General features: G+C 73.6%; 14 protein-coding genes. 11 read left to right on the top strand and 3 right to left on the bottom strand.

The features are described 5' to 3' along the window. The first annotated feature begins 1 nt into the window (after nucleotide 1). Nucleotides 2-2,140, top strand: a complete 2,139-nt coding sequence (locus tag ACZ37P_RS27645) for a primosomal protein N' (protein WP_467349109.1) — start codon at nucleotides 2-4, stop codon at nucleotides 2,138-2,140. A gap of 390 nt (nucleotides 2,141-2,530) precedes the next feature. On the opposite strand, the gene ACZ37P_RS27640 is transcribed toward ACZ37P_RS27645, so the two are convergent. Next, nucleotides 2,531-3,085, bottom strand: a complete 555-nt coding sequence (locus ACZ37P_RS27640; protein WP_355348803.1) for a hypothetical protein — start codon at nucleotides 3,083-3,085, stop codon at nucleotides 2,531-2,533. 280 nt (nucleotides 3,086-3,365) lie between these two features. Between ACZ37P_RS27640 and def the strand changes: the two genes are divergently transcribed. From def to ACZ37P_RS27615, 5 genes are all read left to right on the top strand, one after another. Next, on the top strand, nucleotides 3,366-3,938 hold the full coding sequence (gene def / locus ACZ37P_RS27635; RefSeq protein WP_391046667.1) for a peptide deformylase: 573 nt from the start codon (nucleotides 3,366-3,368) through the stop codon (nucleotides 3,936-3,938). Between the two features lie 92 nt (nucleotides 3,939-4,030). Then, nucleotides 4,031-4,963 carry a methionyl-tRNA formyltransferase gene (fmt, locus tag ACZ37P_RS27630; RefSeq protein ID WP_391160780.1) on the top strand — a complete coding sequence of 311 codons (933 nt, stop codon included), beginning with the start codon at nucleotides 4,031-4,033 and terminating at the stop codon, nucleotides 4,961-4,963. Between the two features lie 107 nt (nucleotides 4,964-5,070). Next, nucleotides 5,071-6,516 (top strand): RsmB/NOP family class I SAM-dependent RNA methyltransferase, encoded by a 1,446-nt coding sequence (locus ACZ37P_RS27625; protein WP_391046670.1) that lies wholly within the window; start codon nucleotides 5,071-5,073, stop codon nucleotides 6,514-6,516. 141 nt (nucleotides 6,517-6,657) lie between these two features. Then, nucleotides 6,658-7,074 (top strand): YciI family protein, encoded by a 417-nt coding sequence (locus ACZ37P_RS27620; RefSeq protein WP_355348815.1) that lies wholly within the window; start codon nucleotides 6,658-6,660, stop codon nucleotides 7,072-7,074. Continuing rightward, nucleotides 7,074-8,219, top strand: coding sequence for an RNA polymerase sigma factor (locus tag ACZ37P_RS27615; protein ID WP_467349105.1), 1,146 nt, complete (start codon nucleotides 7,074-7,076; stop codon nucleotides 8,217-8,219). The genes ACZ37P_RS27620 and ACZ37P_RS27615 overlap by 1 nt, the downstream gene beginning before the upstream one ends. Nucleotides 8,220-8,245: 26 nt before the next feature. On the opposite strand, the gene ACZ37P_RS27610 is transcribed toward ACZ37P_RS27615, so the two are convergent. Next, complete coding sequence (locus tag ACZ37P_RS27610; RefSeq protein ID WP_467349103.1) at nucleotides 8,246-10,396, bottom strand: MMPL family transporter; 2,151 nt, start codon at nucleotides 10,394-10,396, stop codon at nucleotides 8,246-8,248. A 182-nt stretch (nucleotides 10,397-10,578) separates the two neighbouring features. Between ACZ37P_RS27610 and rpe the strand changes: the two genes are divergently transcribed. From rpe to ACZ37P_RS27590, 4 genes are all read left to right on the top strand, one after another. Next, nucleotides 10,579-11,253 (top strand): ribulose-phosphate 3-epimerase, encoded by a 675-nt coding sequence (rpe, locus tag ACZ37P_RS27605; protein WP_355348824.1) that lies wholly within the window; start codon nucleotides 10,579-10,581, stop codon nucleotides 11,251-11,253. A gap of 138 nt (nucleotides 11,254-11,391) precedes the next feature. Next, a complete protein-coding gene (locus ACZ37P_RS27600) occupies nucleotides 11,392-12,405 on the top strand; it encodes a sugar-binding transcriptional regulator (protein ID WP_467349102.1) in 1,014 nt (337 codons plus the stop codon). Between the two features lie 315 nt (nucleotides 12,406-12,720). Beyond that, the gene (locus ACZ37P_RS27595) at nucleotides 12,721-13,164 is read left to right on the top strand and encodes a guanyl-specific ribonuclease (RefSeq protein WP_355348830.1); all 444 of its coding nucleotides are present in this window, start codon (nucleotides 12,721-12,723) and stop codon (nucleotides 13,162-13,164) included. Beyond that, the gene (locus ACZ37P_RS27590; protein ID WP_355348833.1) at nucleotides 13,161-13,523 is read left to right on the top strand and encodes a barstar family protein; all 363 of its coding nucleotides are present in this window, start codon (nucleotides 13,161-13,163) and stop codon (nucleotides 13,521-13,523) included. Before ACZ37P_RS27595 ends, ACZ37P_RS27590 begins: the two co-directional genes overlap by 4 nt. 125 nt (nucleotides 13,524-13,648) lie before the next feature. Here ACZ37P_RS27590 and ACZ37P_RS27585 read toward each other — a convergent pair whose 3' ends face one another. Beyond that, entirely contained in the window at nucleotides 13,649-14,821 is a 1,173-nt protein-coding gene (locus ACZ37P_RS27585) for a lytic polysaccharide monooxygenase (RefSeq protein WP_467349100.1), read from the bottom strand. 278 nt (nucleotides 14,822-15,099) lie between these two features. Here ACZ37P_RS27585 and ACZ37P_RS27580 point away from each other — a divergent pair, with 278 nt between their 5' ends. Beyond that, nucleotides 15,100-16,320 (top strand): cellulose-binding domain-containing protein, encoded by a 1,221-nt coding sequence (locus ACZ37P_RS27580; protein WP_391160769.1) that lies wholly within the window; start codon nucleotides 15,100-15,102, stop codon nucleotides 16,318-16,320. Nucleotides 16,321-16,419 lie beyond the last annotated feature (99 nt).

Here is a 16,419-nt window from a genome sequence, read left to right as displayed (position 1 = left end):
GGTGAGCAGCGAGAACGGTCAGGACGCCGAGCCCCCCGCAGGGGAGCAGCTCGCGCTCATTCGGGAGACCGTCAAGAAGGCGAAGGAGCCCAAGGCCAAGCCGCGCACATGGCGCGGGGCGGCCCTCGCCGAAGGGCTGCCGGTGGCACGGGTGCTGGTCGACAAGGGGCTGCTGCACCTGGACCAGTTCTTCGACTACGCGGTGCCGGCGGCCATGGACGAGGAGGCCAGACCCGGCGTACGGGTCAGGGTCCGCTTCGGGGCGCGCGTGGTGAAGGGCAGGAGAGAAGGCGGCTCGCTGCACGACGGCTTCATCGTCGAACGGCGGGCCGAGAGCGACTTCCGCGGCCCCCTCGCCCCGCTCGCGCAGGTGCTGTCGACCGAGCAGGTGCTGACCCCGCCGCTGCTGAAGCTGTGCCGCCAGGTCGCTGACCGGTACGCCGGAGCGCTCGCCGACGTCGTCCAGCTCGCCGTACCGCCCAGGATGGCCCGCGCCGAGCGCGATCCGTCACCGGGACCGCTGCCGGACCCGGCGGCGCCGGAGCCGGGGAGCTGGCAGCGGTACGCGACGGGCCCCGCGTACCTCCAGGCGCTGGCCCGCGGCGACACGCCCCGCGCGGTCTGGCTCGCGCTGCCCGGACCGCGCTGGCCGCGCGAACTGGCGGTGGCCGTCGCCACCACCCTCGCCTCTGGCCGCGGCGCCCTGGCCGTACTGCCCGACGGCCGGTCCGCCGCCCGGGTCGACGCGGCGCTGACCGAACTGCTCGGCGAGGGCCGCCACGTCCTGCTCACCGCCGACGCGGGCCCCGAGGAGCGGTACCGGCGCTGGCTGGCCGTCAGCCGCGGCGCGGTACGGGCCGTCGTCGGCACCCGCGCCGCGATGTTCGCGCCCGTCACCGACCTCGGCCTCGTCGCGCTCTGGGACGACGGCGACTCCAGCCACGCCGAGCCGCACGCCCCGCAGCCGCACGCCCGTGACGTCCTGCTGCTGCGCGCCGCCGAGGAACGGACCGCGTTCCTGCTCGGCGGCCTCACCAGCACCGTCGAGGCGGCCCAGCTCGTGGACAGCGGCTGGGCGCTGCCGCTGGCGGCCGGCCGGGACGAGGTACGGGCGGCGGCGCCGCTGATCCGCACGGTCGGCGACGGCGACCAGGCCAGGGACGAGGCCGCGCGCGCCGCCCGGCTGCCGTCGATCGCCTGGCAGGTCACGCGGGAGGCGCTGGCGCGCGGCCCGGTCCTCGTCCAGGTGCCGCGCCGCGGCTACGTACCCCGGCTCGCCTGCGACAACTGCCGCGAACCCGCCCGGTGCACCGCCTGCGCCGGGCCGCTCGAAGTCCGCGAGCAGGGCGGCACCCCGCACTGCGGCTGGTGCGGGCGGCCCGCCGCCGACTGGCACTGCCCCGAGTGCGGCGGCTTCCGGCTGCGCGCCCAGATCGTGGGCGCGCGGCGCACGGCCGAGGAGCTGGGGCGCGCCTTCCCCAAAGTGCCGGTACGCACCTCGGGGCGCGACACCGTCCTCGCCTCGGTCGGCGCGGCCCCCGCGCTGGTCATCGCCACCCCCGGCGCCGAACCCGTCGCCGACACCGGCTACGCGGCGGCCCTGCTGCTCGACGGCTGGGCGCTGCTGAACCGGCCCGACCTGCGCGCCGGTGAGGAGGCGCTCCGGCGCTGGGCGCACGCCGCCGCCCTCGTACGGCCCGCGGGCGAGGGCGGCACCGTCGTCATCCTCGGCGAGCCGACCCTGCGGCCCGTCCAGGCCCTCGTCCGCTGGGACCCCGCCGGGCACGCCCTGCGCGAGCTGGCCGAACGCGCCGAGCTGCGCTTTCCGCCGGTCTCCCGGATGGCCTCGGTCGTCGGGCCCCCGGCCGCCGTGGTCGACCTCCTCGACACCTTGCGGCTCCCGCCGGGTACCGACCAGCTCGGGCCCGTGCCCCTGCCCGTCACCACGTCCGGCCCCGGCCGCACCCGCCGCCACGGGGAGCCGCCGCCCGGCGAGCAGTGGGAACGGCTACTGCTCCGCGTGCCCCCCGGCACCGGCTCCGCCCTCGCCGCCGCCCTCAAAGAGGCCCAGATCGCTCGCGCCACCCGTGGCGCCTCCGACCCGGTCCACGTCCGCATGGACCCCCCCAACATCGGCTGACCGGCTCCGCCGGGGGTTCCCCACGTTCCCGGTGACCCGGTTGACCGCCCCGAACGGCCCCTGTCCCGCGACGGCTTTCCCGCGCCCCTGGCGGGGGCTGTGCCTGTCGTTTGCGCACGACGGCTCGTCGTGGCTTGTCGCGCAGTTCCCCGCGCCCCTGACGGGGCCCTCGGCCGCGTGGGGTGAGCGCACGTGGTCGTGCACGTGGCGGTGGCGCCGGTCTTTTGAGGGGCGCGGGGAACTGCGCGACAAGCCGCGACGGACCGTCGTGGGGGAAAAGGGGGCAACCCCCTCCCGGAAGCGCGCCGCAGGCGCGCGGTGCCCGACCTGTCGGCGTGGCGGGCGGCGGCGGGACTACGGCGCGGAGGAGGGAGGGGGGAGGGGACGGCGTCAGCCGTTGCGCGGCCCGGGGAAGGACGTGACGGCGTCCTCACGGTCGTCGCGTGGCTCACGCGCTTCCAGTGCCCCCAGCGGAAGCGGGCCCGGCGGAAGCGCCCCCGGCATGGAACGGGCGGCGGGGACGGAGGCGAGGGGCGCGGGGCTGCCGGTCACCACCCCGTGCCCGGAGGCGGCCTGCTCGTCGGGTCCGGGAGGCGCGCTGCGGCGCCCGCCGTACCGGCGGTGCACCGCCTGTTTGGTCACGCCGAGCGCGGAGCCGACGGCGTCCCAGGAGAACCCCAGGGAGCGGTCGAACTCCACGGCCGCGGTGACCAGGGTCTCCACGCTGTCGCGCAGCTCCTGAGCGAGCCGGACGGTCGGGGCGGGCGCGCGGCCGTACACGACGAATCCGGCGGTGGGGCCGCTGCGGCGCGGCCGGTAGACGTTGCCCAACTGGGCGGTCAGGGTCCGCAGCGCGTCCACTTGGCGGCGGACCCTTTCGATGTCCCGCACCAGCAGGTGCAGGCTGGCCCGTGCCTGGGCGTCAGGGGTTGCGTGGTCGGGCATCAACAAGCCTCTCCAACCGGCGGTTACTTAAGGAATGGGCCGTGTGCATTGACCCGAATTCGGGCAAACTCTCTTGACCAACGCGCCAGCCGCCCATGGAGTCACGCAGCAAGGGGCGCAGCCCACCCCTCGGGGGGCGCGCGGCAGGGCGCGCACCCCCGCCACGGCGGGCCGAACGCGCCTCTAGAATTGACCCCTGCCCCGTCCCCGGGGCGGTCAGGACGGCCGGCACCCGGCGTCCGGAGCCGCCGCCGTACGCCCGTTCCAGGAGACCGCCGCCGTGTCCGTCAAGCCCATCCGCCTCTTCGGTGACCCGGTGCTGCGCATGACGGCGCAGCCGGTCACGACCTTCGACAAGGAACTGCGCACGCTCGTACAGGACTTGACCGACACCATGCGGGACGCGCCGGGCGCGGGCCTGGCCGCGCCGCAACTGGGCGTCTCCCTGCGGGTGTTCACCTACTTCGTCGAGGGCGAGCTGGGCCACCTGATCAACCCGGAGCTGACGCTCAGCGAGGACGAGCAGGACGGTCCCGAGGGCTGCCTGTCGCTGCCTGGCCTGACGTACGACTGCAAACGCGCGTACGGCGTCGTCGCCAAGGGCCGCAACATGTACGGCGACCCGGTCACGATCGAGGGCACGCAGCGGCTCGCCCGCTGCATCCAGCACGAGACGGACCACCTGGACGGGGTCATCTTCATCGACCGGCTCGACACCGAGCAGCGCAAGGCCGCGCTCAAGGCGATCCGCGAGGCGACCGAGGGCCCGGACGGCATCTGGCGGGTGCCGGGCGAGAACAGCGTGCCGCAGGTGAAGATCTCGCCGCACGACACCTTCGGGCGCGGGCAGTGACGCCCCCCTGACGGCGGCGAGCCGTCAGGCCGTCGCGCCGTCAGGCCGAAAAGCCCGCCCGTGAACCACCATCGAGAGGCACACCCCGCACGATGAGGCTCGTCTTCGCCGGCACCCCCGAGGTCGCCGTACCCGCACTGGACGCACTGCTGGCCTCCGACCGGCACGAGGTCGTCGCCGTCGTGACCCGGCCCGACGCGACGGCCGGGCGCGGCCGCAAGCTGCTGGCCAGCCCGGTCGCCGAGCGGGCCGCCGAGGCCGGCGTCGAAATCCTCAAGCCCGCGCGCCCCCGCGACGAGGACTTCCTCGCCCGGCTGCGGGAGATCGCCCCCGACGCCTGCCCGGTCGTCGCCTACGGCGCGCTGCTGCCCAAGGCCGCGCTCGACATCCCCGCGCACGGCTGGATCAATCTGCACTTCTCGCTGCTGCCCGCCTGGCGCGGCGCCGCGCCCGTGCAGCACGCGGTCATGGCAGGTGACGAGGTCACCGGCGCGTCCACCTTCCTCATCGAGCAGGGGCTCGACTCCGGGCCCGTCTACGGCGTCCTCACCGAGGAGATCGGCCCGACCGACACCAGCGGCGACCTGCTCACCCGGCTCGGCCGCAGCGGCGCCGGGCTGCTCGTCGCCACCATGGACGGCATCGAGGACGGCCGCCTCGTCGCCCGGCCCCAGCCCGCCGACGGGGTCACCCTCGCGCCCAAGATCACCGTCGAGGACGCCGCCGTCGACTGGACGGCGCCCGCGCTCCGCGTCGACCGCCTCATCCGGGGGTGCACCCCCGCGCCCGGCGCCTGGACCCTGACCTCCGGCGAACGCCTCAAGCTCGGGCCCGTCCGGCCCCAGCCCGACCGCGTCGACCTCGCCCCCGGCGAGCTGGGCGTCGCCAAGAACGCCGTGTACGTCGGGACGGGGAGCCACGCCGTTCTCCTCGGGGAGGTGCAGCCGCAGGGCAAGAAGCGGATGGCCGCCGCCGACTGGGCCCGGGGCGCCCGCATCCCGTCCGGCTCCCGCCTCGGGGCCTAGGGCGGACACGCCCTGGGGCCTGTCCGCAGGGCAGGAGTACGCCCCGCGCCGCAGGCGCTTAGGGTGGACGGCGACCGACCTTCGTAAAAATCGGAGCACCTTCACACGTGAACGACCAGCCGCGCCGCCGCCCGCAGGGCAAGCCGTACCGCCGACCCCAGCGTGACCCCGTCAGAATCCTGGCGTTCGAGGCGCTGCGGGCGGTGGGGGAGCGGGACGCGTACGCGAATCTGGTGCTGCCCGGCCTGCTGAAGGCGGCGGAGGCGGAGGCGGTGAAGAAGGGCCGGGAGTTCGACCGGCGGGACGCGGCGCTGGCGACGGAGCTGGTGTACGGGACGCTGCGGCGGCAGGGAACGTACGACGCGGTGATCGCGGCTTGCGTGGACCGGCCCTTGCGCGAGGTGGACCCGCCGGTGCTCGACGTGCTGGCGCTGGGCACCCACCAGCTGCTCGGGACCCGTATCCCGACGCACGCGGCGGTGTCGGCGAGCGTGGAGCTGGCCAGGGTGGTGCTCGGCGACGGCCGGGCGAAGTTCGTGAACGCGGTGCTGCGGAAGGTCTCCGCGCACGACCTTGACGAGTGGCTCGAACTGGTCGCGCCGCCGTACGACGAGGACCCCGAGGACCACCTGGCCGTCGTGCACTCGCATCCGCGCTGGGTCGTCTCGGCGCTGTGGGACGCGCTCGGCGGCGGCCGGGCCGGGATCGAGGACCTGCTGGCGGCGGACAACGAGCGGCCCGAGGTGACGCTGGTCGCGCGCCCCGGCCGGTCGACCGCGCGCGAGCTGATGGAGTCGCTGCCGCCGGACACGACGGAGCCCGGCCGCTGGTCGCCGTACGCGGTACGGCTGGCCGAGGGCGGTGACCCGGCGGCCGTGGACGCGGTCCGCGAGGGCCGGGCCGGCGTGCAGGACGAGGGCAGCCAACTCGTCGCCGCCGCGCTGGCCGCCGTCCCGCTCGACGGCCGGGACGCCCGCTGGCTCGACGCCTGCGCGGGCCCCGGCGGCAAGGCCGCGCTCCTCGCGGCCCTCGCGGCCCAGCGCGGCGCGGAACTCGTCGCCGCCGAGAAGCAGCCCCACCGCGCCCGCCTGGTGGCCCGCTCCCTGGCGGGCAACCCCGGCCCGTACCAGGTCGTGGTCGCCGACGGCACCCGCCCCGCCTGGGCCGAGGGCTCCTTCGACCGCGTCCTGGTCGACGTGCCCTGCACCGGCCTCGGCGCGCTCCGCCGCCGGCCCGAGGCCCGCTGGCGACGGCGCGCCGAGGACGTACCCACCTTCGGCCCCCTCCAACGCGGCCTGCTCACCGAGGCCCTGCACGCCGTGCGCGTCGGCGGCGTCGTCGGCTACGCGACCTGCTCCCCGCACCTGGCGGAGACCCGCGCCGTCGTGGACGACATCCTCCGCGACGACCGCGCCCCGGCCGCCGAGCGCATCGACGTACGCCCGCTGCTGCCCGGTGTCCCCGCCCTCGGCGACGGCCCCGACATCCAGCTCTGGCCGCACCTGCACGGCACGGACGCGATGTACCTCGCCCTCCTGCGCCGTACGGCCTGACCGCCCGCCGGGAGCCGGTCGCCCGCGTTCAGCCGCGCGGGCCAAAAACTTCCGGCGGCGATGTCGAGAACCCGCGCACGGCTCCGTCCCCGAGGTGAAGCGCGACCACAATGGGCCGCATCCGCACCGAGGAGAAGCACCATGGCGAAGTATCTGCTGCTCAAGCACTACCGGGGCGCCCCGGCGCCGGTGAACGACGTACCCATGGCGCAGTGGACGCCCGAGGAGATCTCGGCGCACGTGACGTACATGAACGACTTCGCGACCCGCCTCGAGGAGACCGGCGAGTACGTCGACAGCCAGGCGCTCGCCCCCGAGGGGACCTTCGTGCGGTACGACGGGGAGGGCCGTCCGCCGGTCACCGACGGGCCGTTCGCCGAGACCAAGGACGTCATCGCCGGGTGGATGGTGATCGACGTCGACAGCTACGAGCGGGCCCTCGAACTGGCAGGGGAGCTGTCGGCCGCGCCCGGCGCCGGGGGGAAGCCGATCCACGAATGGCTGGAGCTGCGTCCGTTCCTCGGCGCCCACCCCACCGTCACGGGGTGCCCCCACTGATGGACGAGGCTCTGATCAGGAGCCTCACCCCGGCAGTGCTCGCGATCCTCGTCCGGCGCGGAGCCGACTTCGCGGCGGCCGAGGACGCGGTGCAGGACGCACTGGTCGAAGCGGTACGCGTCTGGCCCGACGATCCGCCGCGTGACCCGAAGGGCTGGCTGGTGACGGTGGCCTGGCGGCGGTTCCTCGACGCGACGCGGGCGGACACGGCCCGGCGCAGGCGTGAGGACCGGGTGGACGAGGAACCGGCGAGCGGGCCCGCCTCCGGCGCGGACGACACCCTCCAGCTCTACTTCCTGTGCGCGCACCCGTCGCTGACCGCGTCGTCGGCGGTCGCGCTCACTCTGCGGGCCGTCGGCGGCCTGACCACCCGGCAGATCGCCCAGGCGTATCTGGTGCCCGAGGCGACGATGGCGCAGCGCGTCAGCCGGGCCAAACGCACCGTCTCCGGCGTGCGGTTCGACCGGCCGGGCGACGTCGCCACGGTGCTGCGGGTCCTGTACCTGGTCTTCAACGAGGGCTACTCCGGCGATGTCGACCTGTCCGCCGAGGCCGTCCGGCTCACCCGGCAGCTCGCGGCCGTGATCGACCACCCCGAGGTGGCGGGGCTGCTCGCCCTCATGCTGCTGCACCACGCCCGCCGGGCCGCCAGGACCGCGCCCGACGGCAGCCTCGTACCGCTCGCCGAGCAGGACCGCGGCCGGTGGGACACCGGGGCGATCGCCGAGGGCGTCGAGATCCTTCAGGCGGCGCTGGCCCGCGACCGGCTGGGCGAGTTCCAGGCCCAGGCCGCCATCGCGGCGCTCCACGCGGACGCGCCGACGGCCGAGGAGACCGACTGGGCGCAGATCGTCGAGTGGTACGACGAACTGGCGGCCCTGACCGACAGCCCGGTCGTCCGCCTCAACCGGGCGGTGGCGGTCGGCGAGGCGCACGGCCCCCGCGCCGGTCTCGCGGCGCTCGCCGCCCTCGACGACACGCTGCCCCGGTACACGGCGGTGGCCGCGTATCTCCACGAGCGTGACGGCGACCTGGCGACGGCGGCCCGGCTCTACGCGCAGGCGGCCCCGAAGGCGCCGAACCTCGCCGAGCGCGACCACCTGACCCGGCAGGCGGCCCGGCTCAACACCCGCCGCGAGCGCTGACGCGCCCGTGATCCGCCGGACAGGCCCTAACGGCTGTCCGCTGGCTGCTCCCGGTCCTCCTCGCGCGCCTGCGCCGGGGCGGCACGGGGCGAGTCGAGCCTGCTCGGCCACCACACCCGGTGGCCCAGGTCGAGGGTGATCGCGGAGACCAGCACCGAGCGGACGACGAAGGTGTCGAGCAGGACGCCGAAGGCGACCGCGAAGCCGATCTCGGCGAAGCCGACGACCGGGAGCGTGCCGAGCACCGCGAAGGTGCCCGCGAGGACGAGCCCGGCCGAGGTGATCACCCCGCCGGTGGCGGCGAGACCGGTACGGACGCCGTCGCGGGTGCCGCGCCGGACGGTCTCCTCCCGGATGCGGGTCATGAGGAAGATGTTGTAGTCGATGCCCAGCGCCACCAGGAACACGAAGACGAACAGCGGGAACGCCGTGTCCTCGCCCGCGTATCCGAACACGTGCCGGAAGACCAGCGAGCTGACGCCGAGGGCGGCGCCGAAGGACAGCACCACCGTGGCCATCAGCACCAGCGGCGCCACCAGGGCCCGCAGCAGCAGCGCCAGGATCAGCAGGACGACCAGCAGGATCAGCGGGATCAGCAGCTTGTTGTCGCGGCCCGCCGCCTGATTCGTGTCCTTCTGCACCGCCGTCCCGCCGCCGACCAGGGCGTCCGCGCCGGGGACGCGGTGCAGGGTGTCGCGGGCCAGCCGTACGGTCCGCTGGGCGGCCCCGCTGTCCGCGCGGTCGGCGAGAGTGGCCTCCAGGTAGACCCGGCCGTCCCTCCGCGCGGCCACGCCCGGCGGGGTGCCGACCGAGCCGGGCACGACGCCCTTCACCGAGGCCAGCGCCGTACGCACCTCGTCGGCGGCGCCCGCCCGCGCGATCACCACCAGCGGCTGGCCGCCACCGGCCGGGAAGTAGCGGGACTGCACCTTCTGGCCGACCACCGAGTCCGGGGTGTCGGTGAAGCTGTCCGCGCTGGACAGGCCGGTCGCCTTCAGCGAGAACAGCCCGAGGCCGAGCGCGCCGAGCACGACCACCGTCGTGATCCACACCGACCGCGGCCGGTGGCCGACCGCCGTGCCGATCCGTGACCACACACCGGCCTCGGTCGGCTCCGCGCTGCCCACGTGCGGGATCGCGGGCCAGAACACCCAGCGGCCGAAGATCACCAGCAGGGCGGGGAAGAGCGTGAGCATCGCCAGCAGGGCCACCGCGACACCGATCGCGGCGACGGGGCCGAGCCCGGAGGTCGAGTTCATGTCGGCGGCCAGCAGGCACAGCATGCTCAGCGCCACCGTGGCCGCGCTCGCGATGATCGCGGGGCCCGCCCGGTGCAGGGCGAGCGCCATCGCCTCGTGCCGGTCCTCGTGATCGCGCAGCTCTTCGCGGTAGCGGGCGACGAGCAGCAGCGCGTAGTCCGTCCCCGCGCCGAACACCAGGACGGTGAGGATGCCCGCGCTCTGGGCGTTGACCACCAGACCTGCGTGCTCGGCGAGGAGGTAGATCACCGCCTCCGACGTGAACAGCGCGCCGATCACGGACAGCACCGGCACGAAGAGCAGGCTCAGGCTGCGGTAGGTGATCAGCAGGATCACGACGACGACGGCGAGGGCCGCGTACAGCAGGGTGCCCTCGATCCCGGCGAAGGCGTCGGCGGAGTCCGCGGAGAAGCCGCCGGGGCCCGTGATGTGCGTCCGGAGCCCGTCGTCGCCCTGCCCGACGGTGGACCTGAGCTGCTTGACCGCGTCGGCGATGGTGCTCCAGCCGCTCGGGTCGATGGTGATCGGCACGATGAGCAGCGCGGCGCGCGGCGCGGTCCGCCGGTCGAGCTGCGGTCCGACCGTACGGCTGCCGACGATGCCGTGCGCGGTCAGCGACTTGACCGAGGCGGCGTCCGCGCCGACCTTCGCCACATCCGCGTCGGTCAGGCCGCCGGGCCGGGAGTACACGACGACCGCGGGCGCGCTCTCCGGCACGAACTGCTTCTGGAGCTCCAGCACTCGGGTGGACTCCGCCTTGCTCGGCAGCCAGCTCGCCGAGTCGTTCTTCTGCGCGTCGGTGAGTTTCTGGGCCAGCGGCGAGACCACCACCAGCACGACGATCCACAGGCCGAGGACGACCCACTTGCTCCGCCGCCCGCAGACGACGTGCGCTATCCGTCCCGCTCCGCCCGCCATGAGTGCCCCCCGGGCCCGCTCGTGGTGTCGTCCCCCCGCCGTCCGACGCGACGCCCTGGGAGCGCCGGATCGTGCCGGAGAGTGATCGGCACCAGCATGGCACTGGCGTTCGTGCCGTGTCCGAGGGTTGGCGGGACCGGTGGGTGGGAACACACGTCCTCCGGATCTGGTTTGCTGGACCCATGAGCGTGCAGATCAACCCCAGCATTCTTTCCGCCGACTTCGCGCGGCTCGCCGAGGAGGCGAAGGCGGTCGAGGGCGCCGACTGGCTCCATGTCGACGTGATGGACAGCCACTTCGTGCCGAACCTCACGCTGGGGGTGCCGGTCGTGGAGTCCCTGAGCAGGGCGACGGAGACGCCGCTCGACTGCCACCTGATGATCGAGGACCCGGACCGCTGGGCGCCCGCGTACGTGGAGGCCGGCGCGGGCTCGGTGACCTTCCACGTGGAGGCGGCGGCGGCGCCGGTCCGGCTCGCCAGGGAGATCCGGGCGAAGGGCGCGCGGGCGTCGATGGCGCTCAAGCCCGCCACCCCGGTCGAGCCCTACGAGGACCTGCTGCCGGAACTCGACATGCTGCTGATCATGACGGTCGAGCCGGGCTTCGGCGGCCAGGCGTTCCTCGACATCATGCTGCCGAAGATCCGCCGCACCAGGGCGCTGATCGACCGCTACGGCCTCGACATGTGGCTCCAGGTCGACGGCGGCGTCTCGGCCGAGACCATCGAGCGGTGCGCCGAGGCGGGCGCCGACGTCTTCGTCGCGGGCTCTGCGGTGTACGGCACGGACGACCCCGCCGCCGCGGTCCGCGCGCTGCGCGAGCAGGCCGCCGCGAAGGCCGCGGAAGTGCCCCGGTGACGGGGGCGCCTACCGGGGGTTACCACGGGCGGAAGCGTCTTCGCTACGCGCCCGTAACACGGCACGATCTGCGAGGATGAGCGCGGAGCGGATCACATGGGGCAACGCGGATCAGATAGGCGACTGGGGAGAACCGACGTGAGCACAGGCCGCACACAGGTGCGCATGGGCCCCGGCGAGATGGTCCAGGCGGCGGCGATGGCACGTCGCTTCTACCTGGAGGGCAAGTCCAAAATCCAGATCGCCGAGGAGTTCGGGGTCAGCCGCTTCAAGGTGGCCAGGGTCCTGGAGACCGCCCTCGAACGCGACCTGGTGAGAATCGAGATCCGCGTCCCCGCCGAGCTGGACGCCGAGCGCTCCGACGCCCTGCGCGCCCACTACGGCCTGCGGCACGCCGTCGTCGTCGAGACCCCGCCCGACCAGGCGGACGCGCCCGACCCGGAGAATCTGGGCGCCGTCGCCGCCGACCTGCTCGGCGAGCTGGTGGACGACGGCGACGTACTGGGCCTGGCCTGGGGCCGCTCCATCATCACCATGGCCAACGCGCTGGACCGGCTCGCGCCCTGCACCGTCGTCCAGCTCACCGGCGTCTACGACGTCGGCACCACCGAGCGCGGCTCCGTCGAGGCGGTACGCACCGCCGCCGCCGTCTCCGGCGGCGAGGCGCATCCGCTGTACGCGCCGATGGTGCTCGCCGACCCCGCCACAGCCAGCGCCCTGCGCGCCCAGAGCGGCATCGCCGCCGCCATGGGCTACTTCGACAAGGTCACCGTCGCCGTGGTCTCCGTCGGTTCCTGGGAAGCGGGCGTCTCCACCGTCCACGACGCCCTCACCGACGAGGAGCGCGAGCACTACGCGGGCCTCGGCGTCGCCGCCGAGATGTCCTCCCACCTCTTCGACGCCCAGGGCCGCAGGGTCGGCCGCGACCTCGGCGAGCGCTGCATCACCATCGACGCCGACCGGCTCCGCCGGATCCCCGAAGTGCTCGCCATCGCGGGCGGTCGCCGCAAAGCCGCCGCCATCGACGCGGTGCTCCGCTCCGGCCTCGTCACCAGCCTGGTCACCGACACCGCCGCCGCCGACCACCTCCTGCACTTCACCGCCCCCGCCCCCCGCCCCGCCCTCGACCGCGCCGACCCCGACGGCCCCTGATCCCTCAGACTTCGACCGCATGGGACGGCCGCCAGCCCGCCGAACGACCGGAGGGGACGGGCCGGGGTGCCCCCGCAGGAGTGCGTTGACAGCCGGGTGCCGAATTCCGTGTGACCAGGTGTGACGCATTCCGAGGAGGTGCCCCGGCCCGGCACCGACCCACGGACAGCCGGCGCGGGCCGGCCAGGCACCGACCCACGGACAGCCGGCACGGCCAACCGGCACCGACCCACGGCCACCCGCGAGGCCCCCGGCTTGACCCGTGCGGAGTGCCGTTCCGCGCTGGAAGTGATCAAGTGTGGCAGCATCGGCGGCATGCTGCTGCGGTCCGTTCCACGCGCGGTCGCCCCCGTGCTCGCCACCTGCCTGCTCGCTCTGTTCGGGGTCCTCCTCGGCGGCTGCGCGACCCCCACCGTCGTCCCGGCCGCCCACAGCTCCGGGCGGGCCGCCCACGCCTCGTCCACCCCCGCCTGGGCCGACGGCCACCACGTCGTGCACCCCGCCGACCTGCCCCCCGAGGCCCGCACCACGCTGGCGCTGATCGACCGCGGCGGACCGTACCCGTACAGCAGGGACGGCATCGTCTTCGGCAACTACGAGAAGGAACTGCCCGCCCGGACGCGCGGCTACTACCACGAGTACACGGTGCCGACCCCGGACGCCCCGGACCGCGGCGCGCGGCGGATCGTGACCGGCCGCAACGGCGAGATCTTCTACACCTCCGACCACTACCAGAGCTTCGAGGCGGTGCTGCGATGACGGCCACCACACCGCCGGGCGACACCCTCGTACTGGATCTGACCGGGGTCGTCGACCGCCAGTCGTTCATGGACCGCTGCACCGAGCGGCTGCACCTGCCGGACTGGTTCGGCCGCAACTGGGACGCGCTCGCGGACTGCCTCACCGACCTGTCGTGGTGGCCGGTCGGCTCCGACGGGCGGCGGCTGCGGATCGAGGGCTGGCAGGAGTACGCGGCGGCCAAGCCGCGCGAGTGGCGGATCGTGAAGGACATCCTGCGCGACGCGGAGACCTTCTGGCGCGACACCGACACCGAGCTGACCGTGGCCTTGGAGGAAGACACGAACGGGGACGCCGAAGAGAGGGACGCTCGTCCGTAGGCGCACGATGCGTTCGCACGTGAATATGAAATGCGTTAACCGGTCGGCGTCCGGGGACGGCCGCCCCGCGCCTGTCGCCCCGCACGGCAGGAGGCCGTACGGGGCGCGTCGGCCGCGTCAGCGCGCTAGGAGAACGTGCAAGTGATCGAGCCGATGGGCGTGTTGTTGCCGGTCGAGTTGGCCGTGAATCCGAACGTCGTGGAAGCGCCGTCCGGTGGGATCGTGCCGTTGTAGGCGGCGTTGGTGACGCTGATGCTGCCTCCGCTGACTGACTGGACTCCGTTCCACAGACTGGTGATCTGCGTGCCGGTGCCGAGCGTCCAGTTCACCTTCCAGTGACTCGACGGCGAGGCGCCGTGGTTCATCACGGTGACCTGCCCCTGGAACCCACCGCTCCAGGAGTTGGAGACCGCGTACATCGCCATGCAGGAGCCGGGGTCGGTCCCGCCTGTGCTGCCGCCGGTCGTGGTGCCGCTTGTGGTGCCGGTGGTCGTGCCGGTCGTAGTGCCAGTGGTCGTGCCGGTCGTCGTGCCGCTCGTGGTGCCAGTAGTCGTGCCGCTCGTGGTCGAACCGCCGTTGTGGATGCCACTGACCTCGCCGTGACCGCCGTCGAACGCGATGTCGGAGCAGGAGAAGAAGTTCTCATTGCTGTCCGAGCGGACCCACTGGATGAAGACCATCGCGTCACCCGTACGGTTCGAGGGCAGCGTCAGGTCCCAGTAGTAGTGGCCGCCGTCGGTTCCCGGCGACCCCACCGCGGGTGGGTTGGTGGTGCTTCCGATCGACTCCAGGTCGGCCCAGGCCAGCGGAGTGGTCGGGGACCAGCCCTGCTTGGTCACATAGACACGGAAGGTGCCCGGGTGCGCGGCCCAGTTGCTGTACTGCAACTGGATCGTGGAGCCCGACGTGAGGTGCGTCCTCGGCCAGTCGGCGCGGGCCGCGTTGTAGGCCGAGAAGTCGTACGGCGACTTGTTGCCGGCGCTGCACAGCGTTCCGTCCGGGACGTAACCCTCGCCGCGACCGCCCGCGTTGGAGTCGAGTACCGCGAACCAGTTGTACAGCGACGTCGTTCCGCTCTGGGCGACCGCCGCGGCGCAGGCCGGGTTGGTCGGCGTGAGGGCGCCGGTGGGGGTCAGGGCGTCCTCGTAGCAGAGGTAGGTGCGCGAGCCCGGCATCATCGCCACGCCGTGCGCCTGCGCGGAGCCCTGGCTGAGCAGGACCGCGCCGAACGCCGAGAGCAAAAGGGCGAAGACACCGAATAACGACAGTTGCCAGCTTCTTTTTCGCTTCAAGATCATGACCTTTCCGGGAGCTTTCCCGGGGCCGCGGCGCACCGCGGCCGGGCCACCGGGACAGCGTGGGGGGAGGGAACGGGTCTGCGAGTGGGAGCGCTCCCATTTGTGAAGCTAACAGTGGATCAAGAATTCGTAAACACCTGCGGACGAGACCGGCCCGAGTCGCGCCGCGCTTGGGTCGGGCCGCATCCGTTGACAGTGTGCAGCCAGGGCGCTGTGATGGATGGGAGCGCTCCCATATGTTGTGCTCCCCCCACGCAAGCACCCCGAAAGAGGCACCTATGCCCGCTCGCACTCTCCGGTTACCACCCAGGTTGTGGACGGCGGTCGCCGCCGCCATAGCGCTGGCCGTCTCGCTCCTGATCTCGGTGCCCACCAGCGGATTCGGCGCGTCGGCGTCCGGATGCCGGGCCGAGTACACGCTCAACGAATGGCCCGGTGGCTACACCGCGCAGGTGCACGTCACCAACCTCGGCGCGGCGCTGAGCGGTTGGCGGCTGACGTGGACGTATGCCGGTGATCAGAGGATCACTTCGGCCTGGAACGCGACCGTCACCCAGAACGGGCACTCCGTCACCGCCGTCAACGCGTCCTACAACGGCGTCGTGGCAGCAGGAGGCACGGTCGACTTCGGCGTGCAGGGAACTGCTGGGTCCGCGGGCTCGCAACCCGCTGACTTCGCCCTCAACGACCTGCCCTGTGGAGCCGTCAGCACCACCCCGCCGACCACGCCCCCGACTACTCCGCCTACGACGCCCCCGACCACCCCGCCTACGACGCCCCCGACCACGCCGCCGCCCACTTCGCCCCCCGCGGGATGCGACTCCGCGACGATATGCACGGGCTTTGAGGACCAGAGCGGTGCCGGTCCCGCCGGGGACTGGCGTTTCACCGCGCCCGACTGCCAGGGCACGGGGACGGCCGCCATCGACACGACAGTCGCGCACAGCGGCTCGAAGTCCCTGCGGGTGGACGGAAAGGCGGGCTACTGCAACCACGCCTTCGTCGCCTCCACCGCTGATCTGTCGTCGGTCGGCCCGGTGGTCTACATCCGTATGTGGGTGCGGCACACCACGGCGCTCCCGACCTCGCACGTCGCCTTCGTCTCCATGCCGGACTCCTCCCAGGGCGGCCGGGCGCTGCGGATCGGCGGCCAGAACGGCGCCCTGCAGTGGAACCGGGAGAGTGACGACGCCACCCTCCCGGCGCAGAGTCCGGCCGGGGTCTCGCTGAGCAGTCCGCTGCCGACCCTCACCTGGCAGTGTCTGCGCTTCGCGGTCGACACCACGGCGCCGAAGCTCGACACCTGGCTCAATGACACGCAGATACCCGGATTGCACGCCGACGGCGTGCCGACCCAGGACATCGACCAGCAGTGGCTCTCGCGCACCACGCCGCCCAGGCCGACCGCCCTGCGACTCGGCTGGGAGAGCTACGCCACGGGTGACGACACCTTGTGGTTCGACGACGTGGCCGTCGGTTCCGCGCCGCTCGGCTGCTGACGAGAGCGTCGCGGAGATCCGTCGGGGGGGGGGGGGGGGGGGGGGGCGGCCCCCCGTCCCTGGCCAGGGGGGGAAAAACGGAAGGGGGGAGAGAGCGAG

The sequence above is a fragment of the Streptomyces sp. NPDC024632 genome (genome assembly GCF_055559175.1).
The sequence above is the reverse complement of the archived record's forward strand: the minus strand, read 5'-3'. Positions and strand labels throughout refer to the sequence as shown.